The 13274-nt window shown below is 72.9% G+C and carries 12 protein-coding genes; 5 read left to right on the top strand and 7 right to left on the bottom strand.

All coding sequences use genetic code 11. The annotated features are described in order from the left end of the window. The first annotated feature begins 233 nt into the window (after positions 1-233). From trpB to lgt, 4 genes are all read left to right on the top strand, one after another. Positions 234-1517, top strand: coding sequence for a tryptophan synthase subunit beta (gene trpB, locus AQI88_RS05200; RefSeq protein ID WP_066992568.1), 1284 nt, complete (start codon positions 234-236; stop codon positions 1515-1517). Then, positions 1514-2332, top strand: coding sequence for a tryptophan synthase subunit alpha (gene trpA, locus AQI88_RS05195; protein ID WP_066992565.1), 819 nt, complete (start codon positions 1514-1516; stop codon positions 2330-2332). Before trpB ends, trpA begins: the two co-directional genes overlap by 4 nt. 117 nt (positions 2333-2449) lie before the next feature. Beyond that, complete coding sequence (locus tag AQI88_RS05190; RefSeq protein WP_066992562.1) at positions 2450-3223, top strand: DsbA family protein; 774 nt, start codon at positions 2450-2452, stop codon at positions 3221-3223. 82 nt (positions 3224-3305) lie between these two features. Next, on the top strand, positions 3306-4250 hold the full coding sequence (gene lgt, locus AQI88_RS05185) for a prolipoprotein diacylglyceryl transferase (protein ID WP_066992559.1): 945 nt from the start codon (positions 3306-3308) through the stop codon (positions 4248-4250). 98 nt (positions 4251-4348) lie between these two features. Here the strand turns inward: lgt and AQI88_RS05180 are convergent, their stop codons facing one another. The 7 genes from AQI88_RS05180 to AQI88_RS05150 are packed head-to-tail and all read right to left on the bottom strand — an operon-like array spanning position 4349 to position 12067. After that, positions 4349-5161, bottom strand: coding sequence for an HpcH/HpaI aldolase/citrate lyase family protein (locus tag AQI88_RS05180; protein WP_066992557.1), 813 nt, complete (start codon positions 5159-5161; stop codon positions 4349-4351). Beyond that, a complete protein-coding gene (locus tag AQI88_RS05175; protein ID WP_066992554.1) occupies positions 5158-6363 on the bottom strand; it encodes a CaiB/BaiF CoA transferase family protein in 1206 nt (401 codons plus the stop codon). The genes AQI88_RS05180 and AQI88_RS05175 overlap by 4 nt, the downstream gene beginning before the upstream one ends. Continuing rightward, complete coding sequence (rbsK, locus tag AQI88_RS05170) at positions 6360-7253, bottom strand: ribokinase (protein ID WP_066992551.1); 894 nt, start codon at positions 7251-7253, stop codon at positions 6360-6362. Before rbsK ends, AQI88_RS05175 begins: the two co-directional genes overlap by 4 nt. Continuing rightward, the gene (locus AQI88_RS05165) at positions 7250-8617 is read right to left on the bottom strand and encodes an ADP-ribosylglycohydrolase family protein (protein WP_066992547.1); all 1368 of its coding nucleotides are present in this window, start codon (positions 8615-8617) and stop codon (positions 7250-7252) included. Before AQI88_RS05165 ends, rbsK begins: the two co-directional genes overlap by 4 nt. After that, positions 8605-9780 (bottom strand): ADP-ribosylglycohydrolase family protein, encoded by a 1176-nt coding sequence (locus AQI88_RS05160; protein ID WP_066992544.1) that lies wholly within the window; start codon positions 9778-9780, stop codon positions 8605-8607. The genes AQI88_RS05165 and AQI88_RS05160 overlap by 13 nt, the downstream gene beginning before the upstream one ends. A gap of 8 nt (positions 9781-9788) precedes the next feature. After that, positions 9789-10919 carry an ADP-ribosylglycohydrolase family protein gene (locus AQI88_RS05155; protein WP_066992541.1) on the bottom strand — a complete coding sequence of 377 codons (1131 nt, stop codon included), beginning with the start codon at positions 10917-10919 and terminating at the stop codon, positions 9789-9791. After that, the gene (locus AQI88_RS05150) at positions 10916-12067 is read right to left on the bottom strand and encodes an ADP-ribosylglycohydrolase family protein (protein ID WP_079057399.1); all 1152 of its coding nucleotides are present in this window, start codon (positions 12065-12067) and stop codon (positions 10916-10918) included. Before AQI88_RS05150 ends, AQI88_RS05155 begins: the two co-directional genes overlap by 4 nt. Positions 12068-12334: 267 nt before the next feature. Between AQI88_RS05150 and AQI88_RS05145 the strand changes: the two genes are divergently transcribed. Beyond that, on the top strand, positions 12335-13066 hold the full coding sequence (locus tag AQI88_RS05145) for a VIT1/CCC1 transporter family protein (protein ID WP_066992538.1): 732 nt from the start codon (positions 12335-12337) through the stop codon (positions 13064-13066). The last annotated feature ends 208 nt before the right edge of the window (positions 13067-13274 follow it).

Below are 13274 nucleotides of genomic sequence, written 5' to 3'. Positions count from 1 at the left end.
GGGGGCTCCGCCCCCCGGACCCCCCGGGCCTTTGCCCACCCTCCCCCACGCTCGGCTGCGCTCGCGCGGGGCCCCCATCCCGACTCGGCCGGCTGAGAGGTAGCCGTCCGGTCTTTGCTCGGCCTGTGCCGACAGCAAAGGCGGGTGGGTGGGAAAGCATCCTCAGGGCAGCGCACGCGTACCCATACCCCAAGTCCAGCGACCCGGGGCACAAGCCCCTGCGAGGTATCCGCATGCCCAGTCAGTTCTTCATCCCTGACCCCACCGGCCAGGTGCCCAGCGCCGAGGGCTACTTCGGTGCGTTCGGCGGAAAGTTCATCCCGGAGGCCCTCGTCGCCGCCGTGGACGAGGTCGCCGTCGAGTACGACAAGGCCAAGGCCGACCCCGAGTTCGCCCGTGAACTCGACGACCTGCTCCTGAACTACACCGGCCGGCCCAGCGCCCTCACCGAGGTGCCGAGGTTCGCCGAACACGCCGGCGGCGCCCGCGTCTTCCTCAAGCGGGAGGACCTCAACCACACCGGCTCCCACAAGATCAACAACGTCCTCGGCCAGGCCCTGCTCACCAAGCGCATGGGCAAGACCCGCGTCATCGCGGAGACCGGCGCCGGCCAGCACGGCGTCGCCACGGCCACCGCCTGCGCCCTCTTCGGCCTCGACTGCACCATCTACATGGGCGAGGTCGACACCCAGCGCCAGGCCCTCAACGTGGCCCGCATGCGCATGCTCGGCGCCGAGGTCGTCGCCGTGAAGTCCGGCAGCCGCACGCTCAAGGACGCCATCAACGAGGCGTTCCGGGACTGGGTGGCGAACGTCGACCACACCCACTACCTGTTCGGTACGGTCGCCGGCCCGCACCCCTTCCCGGCCATGGTCCGCGACTTCCACCGGGTCATCGGCGTCGAGGCGCGGCGCCAGCTCCTGGAGCGCGCCGGGCGGCTCCCCGACGCCGCGATCGCCTGTGTGGGCGGCGGCTCCAACGCCATCGGCCTCTTCCACGCCTTCATTCCCGACGAGGGCGTCCGCCTGATCGGCTGCGAGCCGGCCGGGCACGGCGTGGAGAGCGGCGAGCACGCGGCCACCCTGACCGCGGGCGAGCCCGGCATCCTGCACGGCTCGCGCTCGTACGTCCTGCAGGACGAGGAGGGCCAGATCACCGAGCCGTACTCCATCTCGGCCGGCCTGGACTACCCGGGCGTCGGTCCGGAGCACTCCTACCTGCGCGACAGCGGCCGCGGCGAGTACCGCGCGATCACCGACGACGCCGCCATGCAGGCCCTGCGCCTGCTGTCGCGGACCGAGGGCATCATCCCGGCCATCGAGAGCGCCCACGCCCTCGCCGGCGCCCTGGAGGTCGGCAAGGAGCTGGGCAAGGACGGGCTGATCGTCGTCAACCTGTCCGGCCGCGGCGACAAGGACATGGACACCGCGGCGCGCTACTTCGGCCTCTACGACACCGACGCCGAGGTGGCCGCCGACGCAGCCGACATCGCCGAGATCGAGGGGGACGCCAAGTGAGCGGGAACATCCAGCTGTTGAGTGACACCCTCGCCGGTGCGAAGGCCGAGGGGCGCTCCGTCCTCATCGCCTACCTCCCGGCCGGGTTCCCGACCGTGGACGGCGGCATCGAGGCGATCAAGGCCGTCTTCGACGGCGGCGCCGACATCGTCGAGGTCGGCCTGCCGCACAGCGACCCGGTGCTCGACGGCCCGGTCATCCAGACCGCCGACGACATCGCCCTGCGTGGCGGAGTCAGGATCGCGGACGTCATGCGGACGGTCCGCGAGGCGCACCAGGCCACCGGCAAGCCGGTGCTCGTCATGACGTACTGGAACCCCATCGACCGCTACGGCGTCGAGCGCTTCACCGCCGAGCTGGCCGAGGCGGGCGGCGCGGGCTGCATCCTGCCCGACCTGCCGGTCCAGGAGTCGGGCCTGTGGAGGGAGCACGCCGAGAAGCACGGTCTCGCCACCGTCTTCGTCGTCGCCCCCAGCAGCAAGAACGAGCGGCTCGCCCGGATCACCGCGGCGGGCAGCGGCTTCGTCTACGCGGCCTCGCTGATGGGCGTCACCGGCACCCGCGCGTCCGTCGGCGCGCAGGCCCAGGACCTGGTCGAGCGCACCCGGGCCACGGGTACGGAGCTGCCCGTGTGCGTCGGGCTCGGTGTCTCCGACGCGGCCCAGGCCGCCGAGGTCGCCGGCTTCGCCGACGGCGTCATCGTCGGCTCGGCGTTCGTGAAGCGGATGCTGGACGCCCCGGACCACGCCTCGGGCATCGAGGCGGTCCGCTCGCTGGCCGGCGATCTGGCGAAGGGCGTACGCGGACAGGCGTAATCGCCCGTAGCCGTCGGTAGCCGCCCGTAGCCGTTCACAACGGAAGATTCGGTCACTCGAACGAGTGGACCTCGGGCCGGGGAGGCGCGCTGCGCCTCCCCGGTTCGTTCTGGGGGTGTGAGCGAGAAGAACCGTGACGGAAAGCGCACCGCCCGTGAGCGGCTGGCGGTCGAGCGTGAGAAGCAGAAGACCGCGGACAAGCGACGGCGCACGCTGATCGTGGGCGCGAGCGTCGTCTGCGTCCTCGGCCTCGCGGCGGTGATCGGCGTGATCGCCGCGAACGCAGGCAAGGAGAAGGGCAGCAGCGCGGGGCCCGTCGTGGCGCCCTCCGGCGCCCAGGGCAAGGACAGCCTCGCGATCCCGGTCGGCAAGGACGGCGCCAAGTCGACGCTCACGGTCTGGGAGGACTTCCGCTGCCCGGCCTGCATGGGCTTCGAGATCCGGTACCGGCCCACGCTCCACGAGCTGGAGGACGCGGGCAAGCTGAGAATCGAGTACCACCTGGTCCGGCTGATCGACGGCAACCTCGGCGGCAGCGGCTCCCTGCGCGCGGCCAACGCCGCGGCCTGCGCCCAGGACGCCGGAAAGTTCCGCGACTACCACGACGTGCTGTACGGGAACCAGCCCCAGGAGACCGACGACGCCTTCGCGGACAACGACAAGCTGATCCGGCTGGCCGGCAAGGTGAAGGGTCTCGACACCCCCGCCTTCCGGAAGTGCGTCAAGGACGGCGCCCACGACAGCTGGGTGAACAAGTCCCACAAGGCCATGCAGGCCGCCCGCTTCAGCAGCACGCCCACCGTCCTGCTGGACGGCAAGAACATCTACCAGGACCAGACGCTGACCCCGGCGAAGCTGAAGCAGATGGTGGAGCAGGCGCACCAGGGGTAAGCGTTTCTCACATCCCCGTTATGGACCCGTTGCCGGGCTGCTTTCCGCCCTCGCGGCCCGGCACGGTAGCGTCGACCTTGCCATGGAACTTGCCTACATTCCCAGCCCGTCGCGCGGGGTGCTGTACCTCGGCCCCATTCCGCTGCGCGGTTACGCCTTCTGCATCATCATCGGTGTCTTCGTCGCCGTCTGGCTCGGCAACAAGCGCTGGATCGCCCGGGGCGGGCGGGCCGGCACGGTCGCCGACATCGCCGTCTGGGCCGTCCCCTTCGGCCTCGTCGGCGGCCGGCTCTACCACGTGATCACGGACTACGAGCTGTACTTCAGCGAGGGCCGTGACTGGGTGGACGCCTTCAAGGTGTGGGAGGGCGGCCTGGGCATCTGGGGCGCGATCGCCCTGGGCGCGCTCGGTGCGTGGATCGGCGCGCGGCGCCGGGGCGTCCCGATGCCCGCCTACGCCGACGCCGTCGCGCCCGGCATCGCCTTCGCGCAGGCCATCGGCCGCTGGGGCAACTGGTTCAACCAGGAGCTGTACGGGCGCGAGACGCATGTTCCCTGGGCACTGCACATCACCTCCTCCGAGGGCGGCCGGGTGCCGGGCTACTACCACCCGACGTTCCTGTACGAGTCGCTGTGGTGCATCGGCGTCGGCGTCCTGGTCATCTGGGCCGACCGCCGCTTCCAGCTGGGCCACGGCCGGGCGTTCGCCCTGTACGTCGCCGCGTACTGCGTGGGCCGCGGCTGGATCGAGTACATGCGCGTCGACGACGCCCACCACATCCTGGGCCTCCGCCTCAACGACTGGACCGCGCTGGTCGTGTTCCTGCTGGCGGTGACCTACATCGTGGTGTCGTCGAAGAAGCGGCCCGGACGTGAGGCCGTGGTGGAGCCCGGGGCCGTCGAGGAAGTACCCGGTGACGAGCCGGCTGCTGCCGAGGCGGAGGACAAGACCGAGGCAGATGCCGTTGAGGCTGAAACTGAGGTTGAAGCTGAGGACGAGGCCGGGTCGGCGACGAAGAAGAGCTGACGGCCGGCTGTACGACGCCGAGGGCGCCCGGAACTGTTCCGGGCGCCCTCGGCGTGTGCGGGCGGTCGGTCGAGGTGGGGACGGCTGAAAGAGGAAGGTCAGTCTCTACGGGCCAGTGACAGCGTTCGCCGGGCCGTCGCCACCACCGCCGCGTCGATGAACCGCCCGTTGGGAAGGGCTTGGGCGCCCTCGTTCGTCGCTGCCGCCTTGAGGATGGTCTCCGCCTCCTCGATCTCCGCCTCCGTGGGCAGATACGCCCGCTGGATCACCGGGAGCTGGCGCGGATGGATCGCCGCGCGGCCCAGGAATCCGAGGGCGCGGCCGTGGGCGCAGGAGGCGGCGAGGCCGTCCAGGTCGCGGATGTCGGGGTGGACGGACTGGGGCGGTGGGGCGAGCCCCGCAGCGCGGGCGGCGACGACCACGCGCGAGCGGGGCCAGTCGAGGCCCGCGTCGGCCCGGACGCCCAGGTCGGCGCGGAGGTCGGCCTCGCCGAGGGAGACGCCCCGCAGGGACGGATGGGCGCAGGCGATCGTGTACGCGTGCTCGATGGCGAGGGCCGACTCCAGGAGGGCGTACAGGGGGAGCGGGGTGGCTGCGGCGACCTGTCTGATCGCGTCCGCTGACGTCACCTTCGGCAGCCGTAGCCCGGACACCCCCGGCAGCGCGGCCAGGCTCCTGAGGTCCGCGGACGCCCAGGGGCCTTCCAGGGCGTTGACGCGGACGTGGACCGGCACCGGCTGCGGCTCACGCAGGCGTTCGGCGGTGGCCGCGCGGGCGTACTCCTTGCGGTCGGGGGCGACCGCGTCCTCCAGGTCGATCACCACCACGTCGGCGCCCGCGGCCAGCGCCTTGGTGACCACGCGCGGGCGGTCGCCGGGGACGTAGAGCCAGGTGAGCGGGAACGGCGTCATACGGCGCCCTCCTCACGCAGGGCGCGCAGGCCGGCCGGGGTGAGACCCAGCTCGGTGAGCACCGCGTCCGTGTCGGCGCCGTGCGGACGGCCGGCCCAGCGGATCGCGCCGGGCGTGGCGGACAGCCGGAAGAGCACGTTCTGCATGCGCAGCGGACCCAGCTCCGGGTCGGCGACGGTGGTGACCGTGTCCAGGGCCCGGTACTGGGGGTCCGCCATGACGTCCCGTACGTCCTGGACCGGGGCCACCGCCGCCTGTGCCTTCTCGAAGGCCGCGAGGACCTCGGCGCGGGTGCGGGCCGCGATCCAGGAGCCCACCGCCTCGTCCAGCACATCGGCGTGCGCGGCGCGCTCCGCACCTGTGGCGAACCACGGCTCCTCGATCAGCTCCGGGCGGCCCACCAGCCGCATCACCCGTTCCGCCACCGACTGCGCGGAGGTGGAGACGGCGACCCAGAGGCCGTCGGCGGTGCGGTAGGTGTTGCGCGGGGCGTTGTTCGCGGACCGGTTGCCGGTGCGTTCCTGGACGTGGCCGAGCTGGTCGTACCAGGTGGGCTGGGGGCCGAGGACGGCGAGGATCGGCTCGATGATCGCCATGTCCACGACCTGGCCGTCGCCGGTCCGGTCGCGCGCGGCCAGCGCCGTCAGCACGGCGTACGCCGTCGCCAGGGCCGCGACCGAGTCCGCGAGCCCGAAGGGAGGGAGCGTCGGCGGCGCGTCCGGTTCGCCGGTCAGGGCCGCGAAGCCGCTCAGCGCCTCGGCGAGCGTGCCGAAGCCGGGCCGGTGCGCATACGGCCCGAACTGGCCGAAGGCCGTGACCCGGGCGAGGACCAGCCGCGGGTTGGCGGCGGACAGCTCCGCCCAGCCCAGGTCCCACTTCTCCAGGGTGCCGGGGCGGAAGTTCTCGATCACTACGTCGGCAGTCGCGGCGAGGCGGAGCAGGGTGGCGCGGCCGCCGGGCTTGGACAGGTCGAGGGTGATGGCGCGCTTGTTGCGGCCGAGCACCTTCCACCACAGCCCGATGCCCTGCTTGGCCGGGCCGTGGCCCCGGGACGGGTCGGGCCGGTCCGGATGCTCCACCTTGATCACCTCGGCGCCGAAGTCACCGAGCAGGGTGGCGGCCATGGGGCCGGCGAAGAGGGTGGCCAGGTCCAGTACGCGCAGGCCGGACAGGGACTGCGGGGCGTTCGCGGGCGTGCTCATGCCGTGTACTGCGCCTCGATCTCCGGGCGGTACGGCATCGATGCCGACGCTCCCTCCCGCTGCACGGACAGGGCCGCGGCGGCGGCCGCCCAGGACAGGGCCTCCCGCACCGGCTTCTCCTCGGCGAGGGCCACCGCGAGCGCGCCGACGAAGGTGTCGCCCGCGCCGGTGGAGTCCACGGCCTTCACCCGGGGCGCGGGCACCACCAGCCGTTCGGCGCCCCGGGCCAGGTACAGGCTGCCGGTCGCGCCGAGCGTGACGACCACCTCCGGGACCAGCTCCAGCAGGGCGGCGGCCGCCTCGCCCGGGTCGGTGCGGCCGGTGAGGGTGACCGCCTCGTACTCGTTCGGGACCAACAGGTCGGTCATGGCGAGGAGTTCGGGCGGGAGCGGCTGGGCGGGGGCCGGGGTGAGGACCGTACGGACGCCGTGCCGGCGGGCCGCCTCCGCGCCCGCGACGACCGCGGCCAGCGGGATCTCCAGCTGGAGCAGCAGGGCGTCGGCGGAGGCGATCACTCCCTCGTCGCCCGGGACGAGATGGTCGACGGTGCCGTTGGCGCCGGGGATGACGACGATGGAGTTGCCGCCCTCGTCGTCCACCACGATGTGCGCGGTGCCGGACGGGCCCTCGACCGTGCGCAGGAAGTCGGTGTCCACGCCCGAGTGTTCGAGGGTGTCGCGCAGGCGCAGGCCGAAGGTGTCGTTGCCGACCGCGCCGATCATCGAGACCGTGGCGCCGGCGCGGGCCGCGGCGATCGCCTGGTTGGCGCCCTTGCCGCCGGGAATCGTGCAGAACTCCCGGCCCGTCACGGTCTCGCCGCGCTGCGGGGCCTTGGTCACGTAGGTGACGAGGTCCATGTTCGTGCTGCCCAGCACGGCGATGTGCGTCATTTCGCCTCCAGGTAGGTGAGGTGGGCGAGGGTGTCGAAGCCGGTGCCGTCGAAATCGGCGACGGTGCTGGCGAGGCGGTTCTTCAGCGGGGCCCGCCAGCGGCCGGGGAGCGCGCCCGGGGCTTTGGCGAGGAGGCCGGAGATGCTGCCCGCGGTCGCGCCGTTGGAGTCCGTGTCCCAGCCGCCCGACACGGCACGGCAGACGGAGCCGGTGAAGTCGCCGTCCGCGTGGGTGAGGGCGGCGACGATCAGGGCGGTGTTGGGGAGGGCGTGGACCCAGTGGTGGGTGGGGGCGTAGCTGGCGTGGAGCTCGTCCACGACGTCGTCGAAGTCCTGGTGACTCGCGGCCAGCCGGAGGGCGTGGTCGATCGCCTTCGCCAGGCGGGAGCGGGGTGGGACCACGGTGCGGCCGGTGCGCAGGCAGGCGTGGATGTCCTGGGTGCCGGTGGCGGCCGCGGCGAGGGTGGCGGCGGTGAACATCGCCGCGTAGACGCCGTTGGCGGTGTGGGTGAGGACCGCGTCGCGGTGTGCCTGCTCGGCGGCGGCCGCGGGGTCGCCCGGGTTGGTCCAGCCGTGGACGTCGGCGCGGATCAGGGCGCCGATCCATTCGCGGAACGGGTTGCGGTGGCGGGCGGTGTGCGGGGGCTCGATGCCGGTGAGGAGGTTGCGGAAGGCGAGGCGTTCGGCGGTGAAGGTGCGGCCGGGCGGGAGTTCCTCGAGCCAGAGCCTCGCCACGTCGGTGGTGGTGAAGGTCTTTCCGTGGCGCCTGAGCAGCAGGAGGTTGAGGAGGGGGTAGTCGAGGTCGTCGTCCTCGGGCATGCCGTCGATGTTCTCGGCGAGGGAGGTCCGGGCCGAGCGGCGGTTCCAGGGGTACTGGGCGAGCAGGTCCTGGGGGACGCCCTTCGCCGTGAAGTACGTGGTCAGGGGCCAGTTGCCGGTGGATCGGGCGAGGGCGCGGATGCCGTCCAGGGGGAGCTTTTCCACGGGTTTGCCGAGGAGGCATCCGATGGCCCGGCCCAGCCAGGATGCTTCCAGGGCGAGGGGGTCGGGGGCTGGGCGGGGGTGGGCGCAGCCGGGTGGATGTGGCCAGTCGGGGCAGAGCGCCTTGATGCGTGCCAGATCCGTTGGCTCGTCCTCGGCCAACTTGCTGGGCAGGTCCGCGAGTTCGTCCAGGAGGTCCTCGGCCAGCAGGCGCAGGTAACGGGACGCCCGCGTCGGTGAGGCGCCCGCTCGGTCCGGGGCATCCAGGCCTCCGGCCGCGCGCCACCGCGCCTCGATTCTCGACGGTTCCCGGCCGTCGAGACGGGCCTGGTGGAGTTCGTGGCCCAGGAGGTCCTCCGGCTGGACCCAGGTCAGTCGGAGCATGGCGTGCCTCCGAGCGCCGTGACGGCCTGCTCGTGTGCGCGCCGGCGGCGGACGTCCCGTTCGAAGATCTCGCGGGTGACCTCCGTCAGCGTGCGGGCCGGTTCCCACAGGTCCAGGCGGCTCGCCTCCGCCACCGTCTTCGCCCAGTCCTCGGGTACGGGCGAGCGCAGGGCGCCCGCGAGGGCGCCGGCCATCGTGGCGATCGAGTCGCAGTCACGGCCGTAGTTGACCGAACCCAGCACCGCCTGGCGGAAGTCGCCGCCGGCGACCAGCAACATACCCAGGGCGATGGGGAGTTCCTCGATGGAGTGCAGACGGGAGGGGCGGCGCGCGCCGAGGGAGGGGGCGCGGTAGTCGGGGCCGACCGTGTCGTACGGGGCCACCGCCGCGCGCAGCGGGACCAGGGCCGACTCGAAGTCGCCGTGGCCGCAGGCCACTTCGCAGACCTTCTCGATCGCCGTGCGCGTGCCGTCCCTCGCCAGGGACAGACAGGCGGCCACGACCGACTCCGGGGTCGCGCCCGGTGCGGTGGCGGCGGCGACGGCCGCGGCGAAGACGCCGGCCGCCTCCCTGCCGTACGACGACTGGTGCGCGCCCGCGATGTCCAGAGCCTCGGCGTACGCGGCGGCCGGGTTGGCCGCGTTGACCAGGCCGACGGGGGCCATGTACATCGCCGCGCCGCAGTTGACGATGTTGCCGACGCCCGCTTCCCGGGGGTCCACATGACCGTAGGCCAGCCGCGCGACGAGCCACTTCTCGGCGAGGAAGACGCGGTGCAGCGGCAGCGTCTCGGCCTCCAGCTCCGGGATCCAGCGCGGGTTGGTCATCAGGTCCGGCACCAGGTGGTCGGCGACGGCGTACGCGTCGAGGTGGTCGCGGACGCGGGCGTAGACCCGTACCAGCGCGTGCGTCATCAAGGTGTCGTCGGTGACGTGCCCGTCGCCCTTGTGGTACGGGGCGAGGGGGCGGGCGGTGCGCCAGGCGTCGCCGTGCCAGGGACCGACGATGCCGTGCACGCGGCCGCCGTGCCGGTCGGTGATCTGCTCGGGGGAGTAGCCCTCGACGGGACCGCCGAGCGCGTCACCGACGGCGGCCCCGACCAGGGCTCCGGTGATCCGTTCGGCCAGACCGGCTCCTTGGCTTTCTTCTCCTTTGGGCGTCATGCCCCGAATCATCCTCCTGGTCGGGCCCGCTCCGTCGCTTCCAGGAGTTCGGCGAGTTCCACCAGATCGGTGCCGGTGAGGCGGGGCAGGGCGCAGCCGGACAGGGTGCGGCAGGCATCCCGCCAGGTGGCCGGGACGGCCGCGCCGCCGCCCAGGGCGCCGGTGAGCGCGCCCACGAGGGCGGGGGCGGAGTCGGCGACCCGGGACAGGCACGCGGCGGCGGGGACGGCCTCGGCGATACGGCCCCGCGCGGCCGTGGCCAGGGCGAGCGCGACGGGGACGGTCTCGGCGGCGGCGATGCCGTAGCTGTAGACGTGGTCGACGATCTGGTGTTCCAGGAGGGGGACGAGGGCGAAGGCCGACTCGCTGTCCTCGACGCAGTCCTTGGCCAGGACGAGGGCGTGGCGGGCGTTGCGGCCGATCTCCGTCTGTTCGGGGAGTTCGGCGAGCGCGGCCGTCACGCAGGTGTCCGGGTCCGCTCCGGCGAGGGCGAGCGCGAGAGCCGCCGCCATCGCCCGGGCGCCGTGCACGCCGTCGCCGTCCTGGGTGTAGCGGGCGTCGAACTCGGCGAGGTCGGCGGCGCGCCCGGGGTCGCCGGGGTGGGCCACGGCGAGGACGCAGGCGCGGACGCAGGCCGCGTCGTCGAAGTAGTGCGGGTTGTCGTGGCCGGTGGCGGGCGGGCGCAGGCCGGCGGCGAGGTTGCCGAGGCCGGCCCGGACGGAGATGCGGGCGCGCAGCGGGAGTACGGCGGACTCGATCTCGGGGGCGCGGTCCGCCGCCGCGGCGACCTCTGCGGCCACGGCGGTCCAGGTGAGGTCGATGGCGGTGCGCATACGGCGTTCCCGGCTGAGGTCGCCGAGTACGTCGTCGTCGCCGGCCCGCAGGACCGCTTCCGCGGCGAACGCCGCCCACTCGGCGTCGTCGGAGGGGCCCAGGCGGAGCGGCTCGGGGGGCTGGTTGAGCGCGATCGGCACGGGGAGGGTGGTGGTGGCGTTGAGTTCGGCGAAGGTGTCCAGTTCGCGGGTCAGTCTGCGGGTCCACTCGGGCATGCGGGCGGCGCGGTGCCGTGCTGCGGGCCAGCCGGCGGCGTCTCCTGCGGCGAGGCCGAGGAGGAGTCCCTCGATACGGCGCCGTGTCATGGCCGACCCTCACTGTCCGGGATACCGGTGTTTCCGGCCCCCACCAGGGGGCTCCGCCCCGACGCGAGGTCCGGCTCCCTCTCCGGGACAGGATCCGGTACCGCCGTCGGCAGGAAGTCCGGTACCACCACCCCCGCCCCCCACTTCCCGCCCTCCTCCGGTACCAGCAGTTCCGCCACGTCCAGGACGTGATGTCCGGCCATGGACGGCAGGCAGCGGCCCCTCGCCGGGCCGATGGCTGCTGCCCAGTCCGGGGGGATGGCCGAGAGGCCTTGTGTCGCGCCGGACAGCGCGCCCGCAACCGCCGCCGTCGTGTCCGCGTCGCGGCCCATGTTGACCGCCGTGAGGACCGCCTCCCGGAAGTCGCCGTCGGCCGCCGCGTACGCGCCGAAGGCGAGGGCGATCGCCTCGGGCGCCAGGTCGGTCCAGGGGTAGCCGCCGATCACCACCGCGGAGCGCACCGCGCGTTCGCCGCGGTGGGCCACGGTCACCGCGCGGCGCAGGGAGCGGGCCGTCCAGGAGTCGTCGGGCACGACGGCGAGGGCCGAGGCGATCACCACCGCGGGCGAGGCGCCCGCCATCGCCGCCGCCACTCCCGCAGCGACCGCCTGGCCGCCGTAGATGCCCTCGCCCTCATGGCTGACCGAGCCGTCGATCGCCACCAGTCGCGCCGCCTCGGCGGGGCGACCCGCCGCGAAGACGCCGAAGGGGGCCGCCCGCATCGCCAGGCCGTCGCTCCAGGCGTGGCGGTGCTGGGCGGAGATGGGGGCCGCAAGCCCCCGGCGCAGGTTCTCCAGCGTGCCGCGCTCGCTGAAGCCGGCGCCGCGGAAGGGGCCCTCGGCCCGGTCGGCGATCCACTCGTGCCAGGCGGCCTCGACATGGGCGGGGGTCAGTGCCGAGCCGTGCCGGGCCAGCAGCAGGCCCGAGAAGATCGCGTACTCGGTGTCGTCCGTGCCGGACGGCGCCTTGGTGACGTACCCCGTGATGCGGCCCCAGCGGGCGCGGATCTCGGAGGGCCTGAGGTTCTCCGCGGGCGCCCCGAGCGCATCGCCCACGGCCAGGCCGAGCAGTGCGCCGCGCGCCCGTTCGCGGAGTCCGGCGGCGTCCCCGGGCGCCGCGAGCGGGGGAGTGCAGGCAGTCGATGCCATGGGCGGCCTCTCCTTCGGGCAAGGGCCTGGGAGCCCCTTTGCGGATGTGTCCCACGGACACGGCCCGCGCGAGCCTTTGCGGGGCCCGCATCACCCACACGGCATCTGAGCGCTGATCATCACGGATGAGCATTCGGTGGCAAAACCGCAGGTTAGCCGAGCCTTTCCTTGCTGGCGGCGTGGAAATTATCGGCGTAGGTTCGGTGTTGTCGAAAAGTAGAACTCGTCCAAAGTTAGCTTTGGCTAAGCTTCCTGGGGGGACCCCGCATGGCCATCATCGAAACCGAGGCACCGCTGCACGCGGCGCACCGCGACAACCACACGCACCGTGACGTCAACGGCGGCTGGCTGCGCCCCGCCGTCTTCGGCGCGATGGACGGCCTGGTCTCCAACCTCGCCCTGATGACCGGCGTGGCGGGCGGTTCCGTCAGCCATCAGACGATCGTCATCACCGGGCTCGCGGGGCTCGCCGCCGGCGCCTTCTCCATGGCGGCCGGCGAGTACACCTCCGTCGCCTCCCAGCGTGAACTCGTCGAGGCCGAACTCGACGTCGAGCGACGCGAACTGCGCAAGCATCCGCAGGACGAGGAGAACGAGCTCGCCGCACTGTACGTGGCCCGCGGGGTCGAGCCCGCACTGGCCCGTGAGGTCGCCCGGCAGCTGTCCGAGGATCCCGAGCAGGCCCTTGAGATCCATGCCCGCGAGGAGCTGGGCATCGACCCCGGCGATCTGCCGTCGCCGCTGGTGGCCGCGGTGTCGTCCTTCGGGTCGTTCGCGCTCGGCGCCCTGCTGCCCGTCCTGCCGTTCCTGCTGGGTGCGACCGCCCTCTGGCCGGCCGTACTGCTCGCGCTCGCCGGGCTCTTCGGTTGCGGTGCGGTCGTGGCCAAGGTGACCGCGCGGACCTGGTGGTACAGCGGGGTCAGGCAGCTCGCGCTCGGCGGTGCGGCGGCCGGTGTGACGTACGCCCTGGGCAGCCTGTTCGGAACGGCCGTAGGATAGCTTGACCGCTACTTATGCGAGGGGCCGCATAAGTAGCCGTTACTCGCTGGTTTCGAATGCTTAACCACCGGGCATGAGCCGTAAGCGCTGTGGGCAATGACGCCTGCGGCGCACTCGCGGGAGGAGTGAAAGACGCTCCCCCGTTCTCCTAGGGCCGACGGACGCCGATCTGATCGATCTTGTCCTGCTCGATCCCCCCATACTTTCC

This window comes from Streptomyces cellostaticus, assembly GCF_001513965.1.
Lineage (GTDB): Bacteria > Actinomycetota > Actinomycetes > Streptomycetales > Streptomycetaceae > Streptomyces > Streptomyces cellostaticus.
The sequence above is the reverse complement of the archived record's forward strand: the minus strand, read 5'-3'. Positions and strand labels throughout refer to the sequence as shown.

What these genes read in the sequence shown, in the direction of transcription:
- AQI88_RS05155 (WP_066992541.1), bottom strand. Translation starts at nt 10,919, where the DNA reads ATGACACGGCGCCGTATCGAGGGACTCCTCCTCGGCCTCGCCGCAGGA.
- AQI88_RS05180 (WP_066992557.1), bottom strand. Translation starts at nt 5,161, where the DNA reads ATGACGCCGTTCCCGCTCACCTGGCTCTACGTCCCCGGCGACCGCCCG.
- rbsK (WP_066992551.1), bottom strand. Translation starts at nt 7,253, where the DNA reads ATGACGCACATCGCCGTGCTGGGCAGCACGAACATGGACCTCGTCACC.
- AQI88_RS05150 (WP_079057399.1), bottom strand. Translation starts at nt 12,067, where the DNA reads ATGGCATCGACTGCCTGCACTCCCCCGCTCGCGGCGCCCGGGGACGCC.
- AQI88_RS05165 (WP_066992547.1), bottom strand. Translation starts at nt 8,617, where the DNA reads ATGCTCCGACTGACCTGGGTCCAGCCGGAGGACCTCCTGGGCCACGAA.
- AQI88_RS05160 (WP_066992544.1), bottom strand. Translation starts at nt 9,780, where the DNA reads ATGACGCCCAAAGGAGAAGAAAGCCAAGGAGCCGGTCTGGCCGAACGG.
- AQI88_RS05175 (WP_066992554.1), bottom strand. Translation starts at nt 6,363, where the DNA reads ATGAGCACGCCCGCGAACGCCCCGCAGTCCCTGTCCGGCCTGCGCGTA.
- AQI88_RS05145 (WP_066992538.1), top strand. Translation starts at nt 12,335, where the DNA reads ATGGCCATCATCGAAACCGAGGCACCGCTGCACGCGGCGCACCGCGAC.
- lgt (WP_066992559.1), top strand. Translation starts at nt 3,306, where the DNA reads ATGGAACTTGCCTACATTCCCAGCCCGTCGCGCGGGGTGCTGTACCTC.
- trpB (WP_066992568.1), top strand. Translation starts at nt 234, where the DNA reads ATGCCCAGTCAGTTCTTCATCCCTGACCCCACCGGCCAGGTGCCCAGC.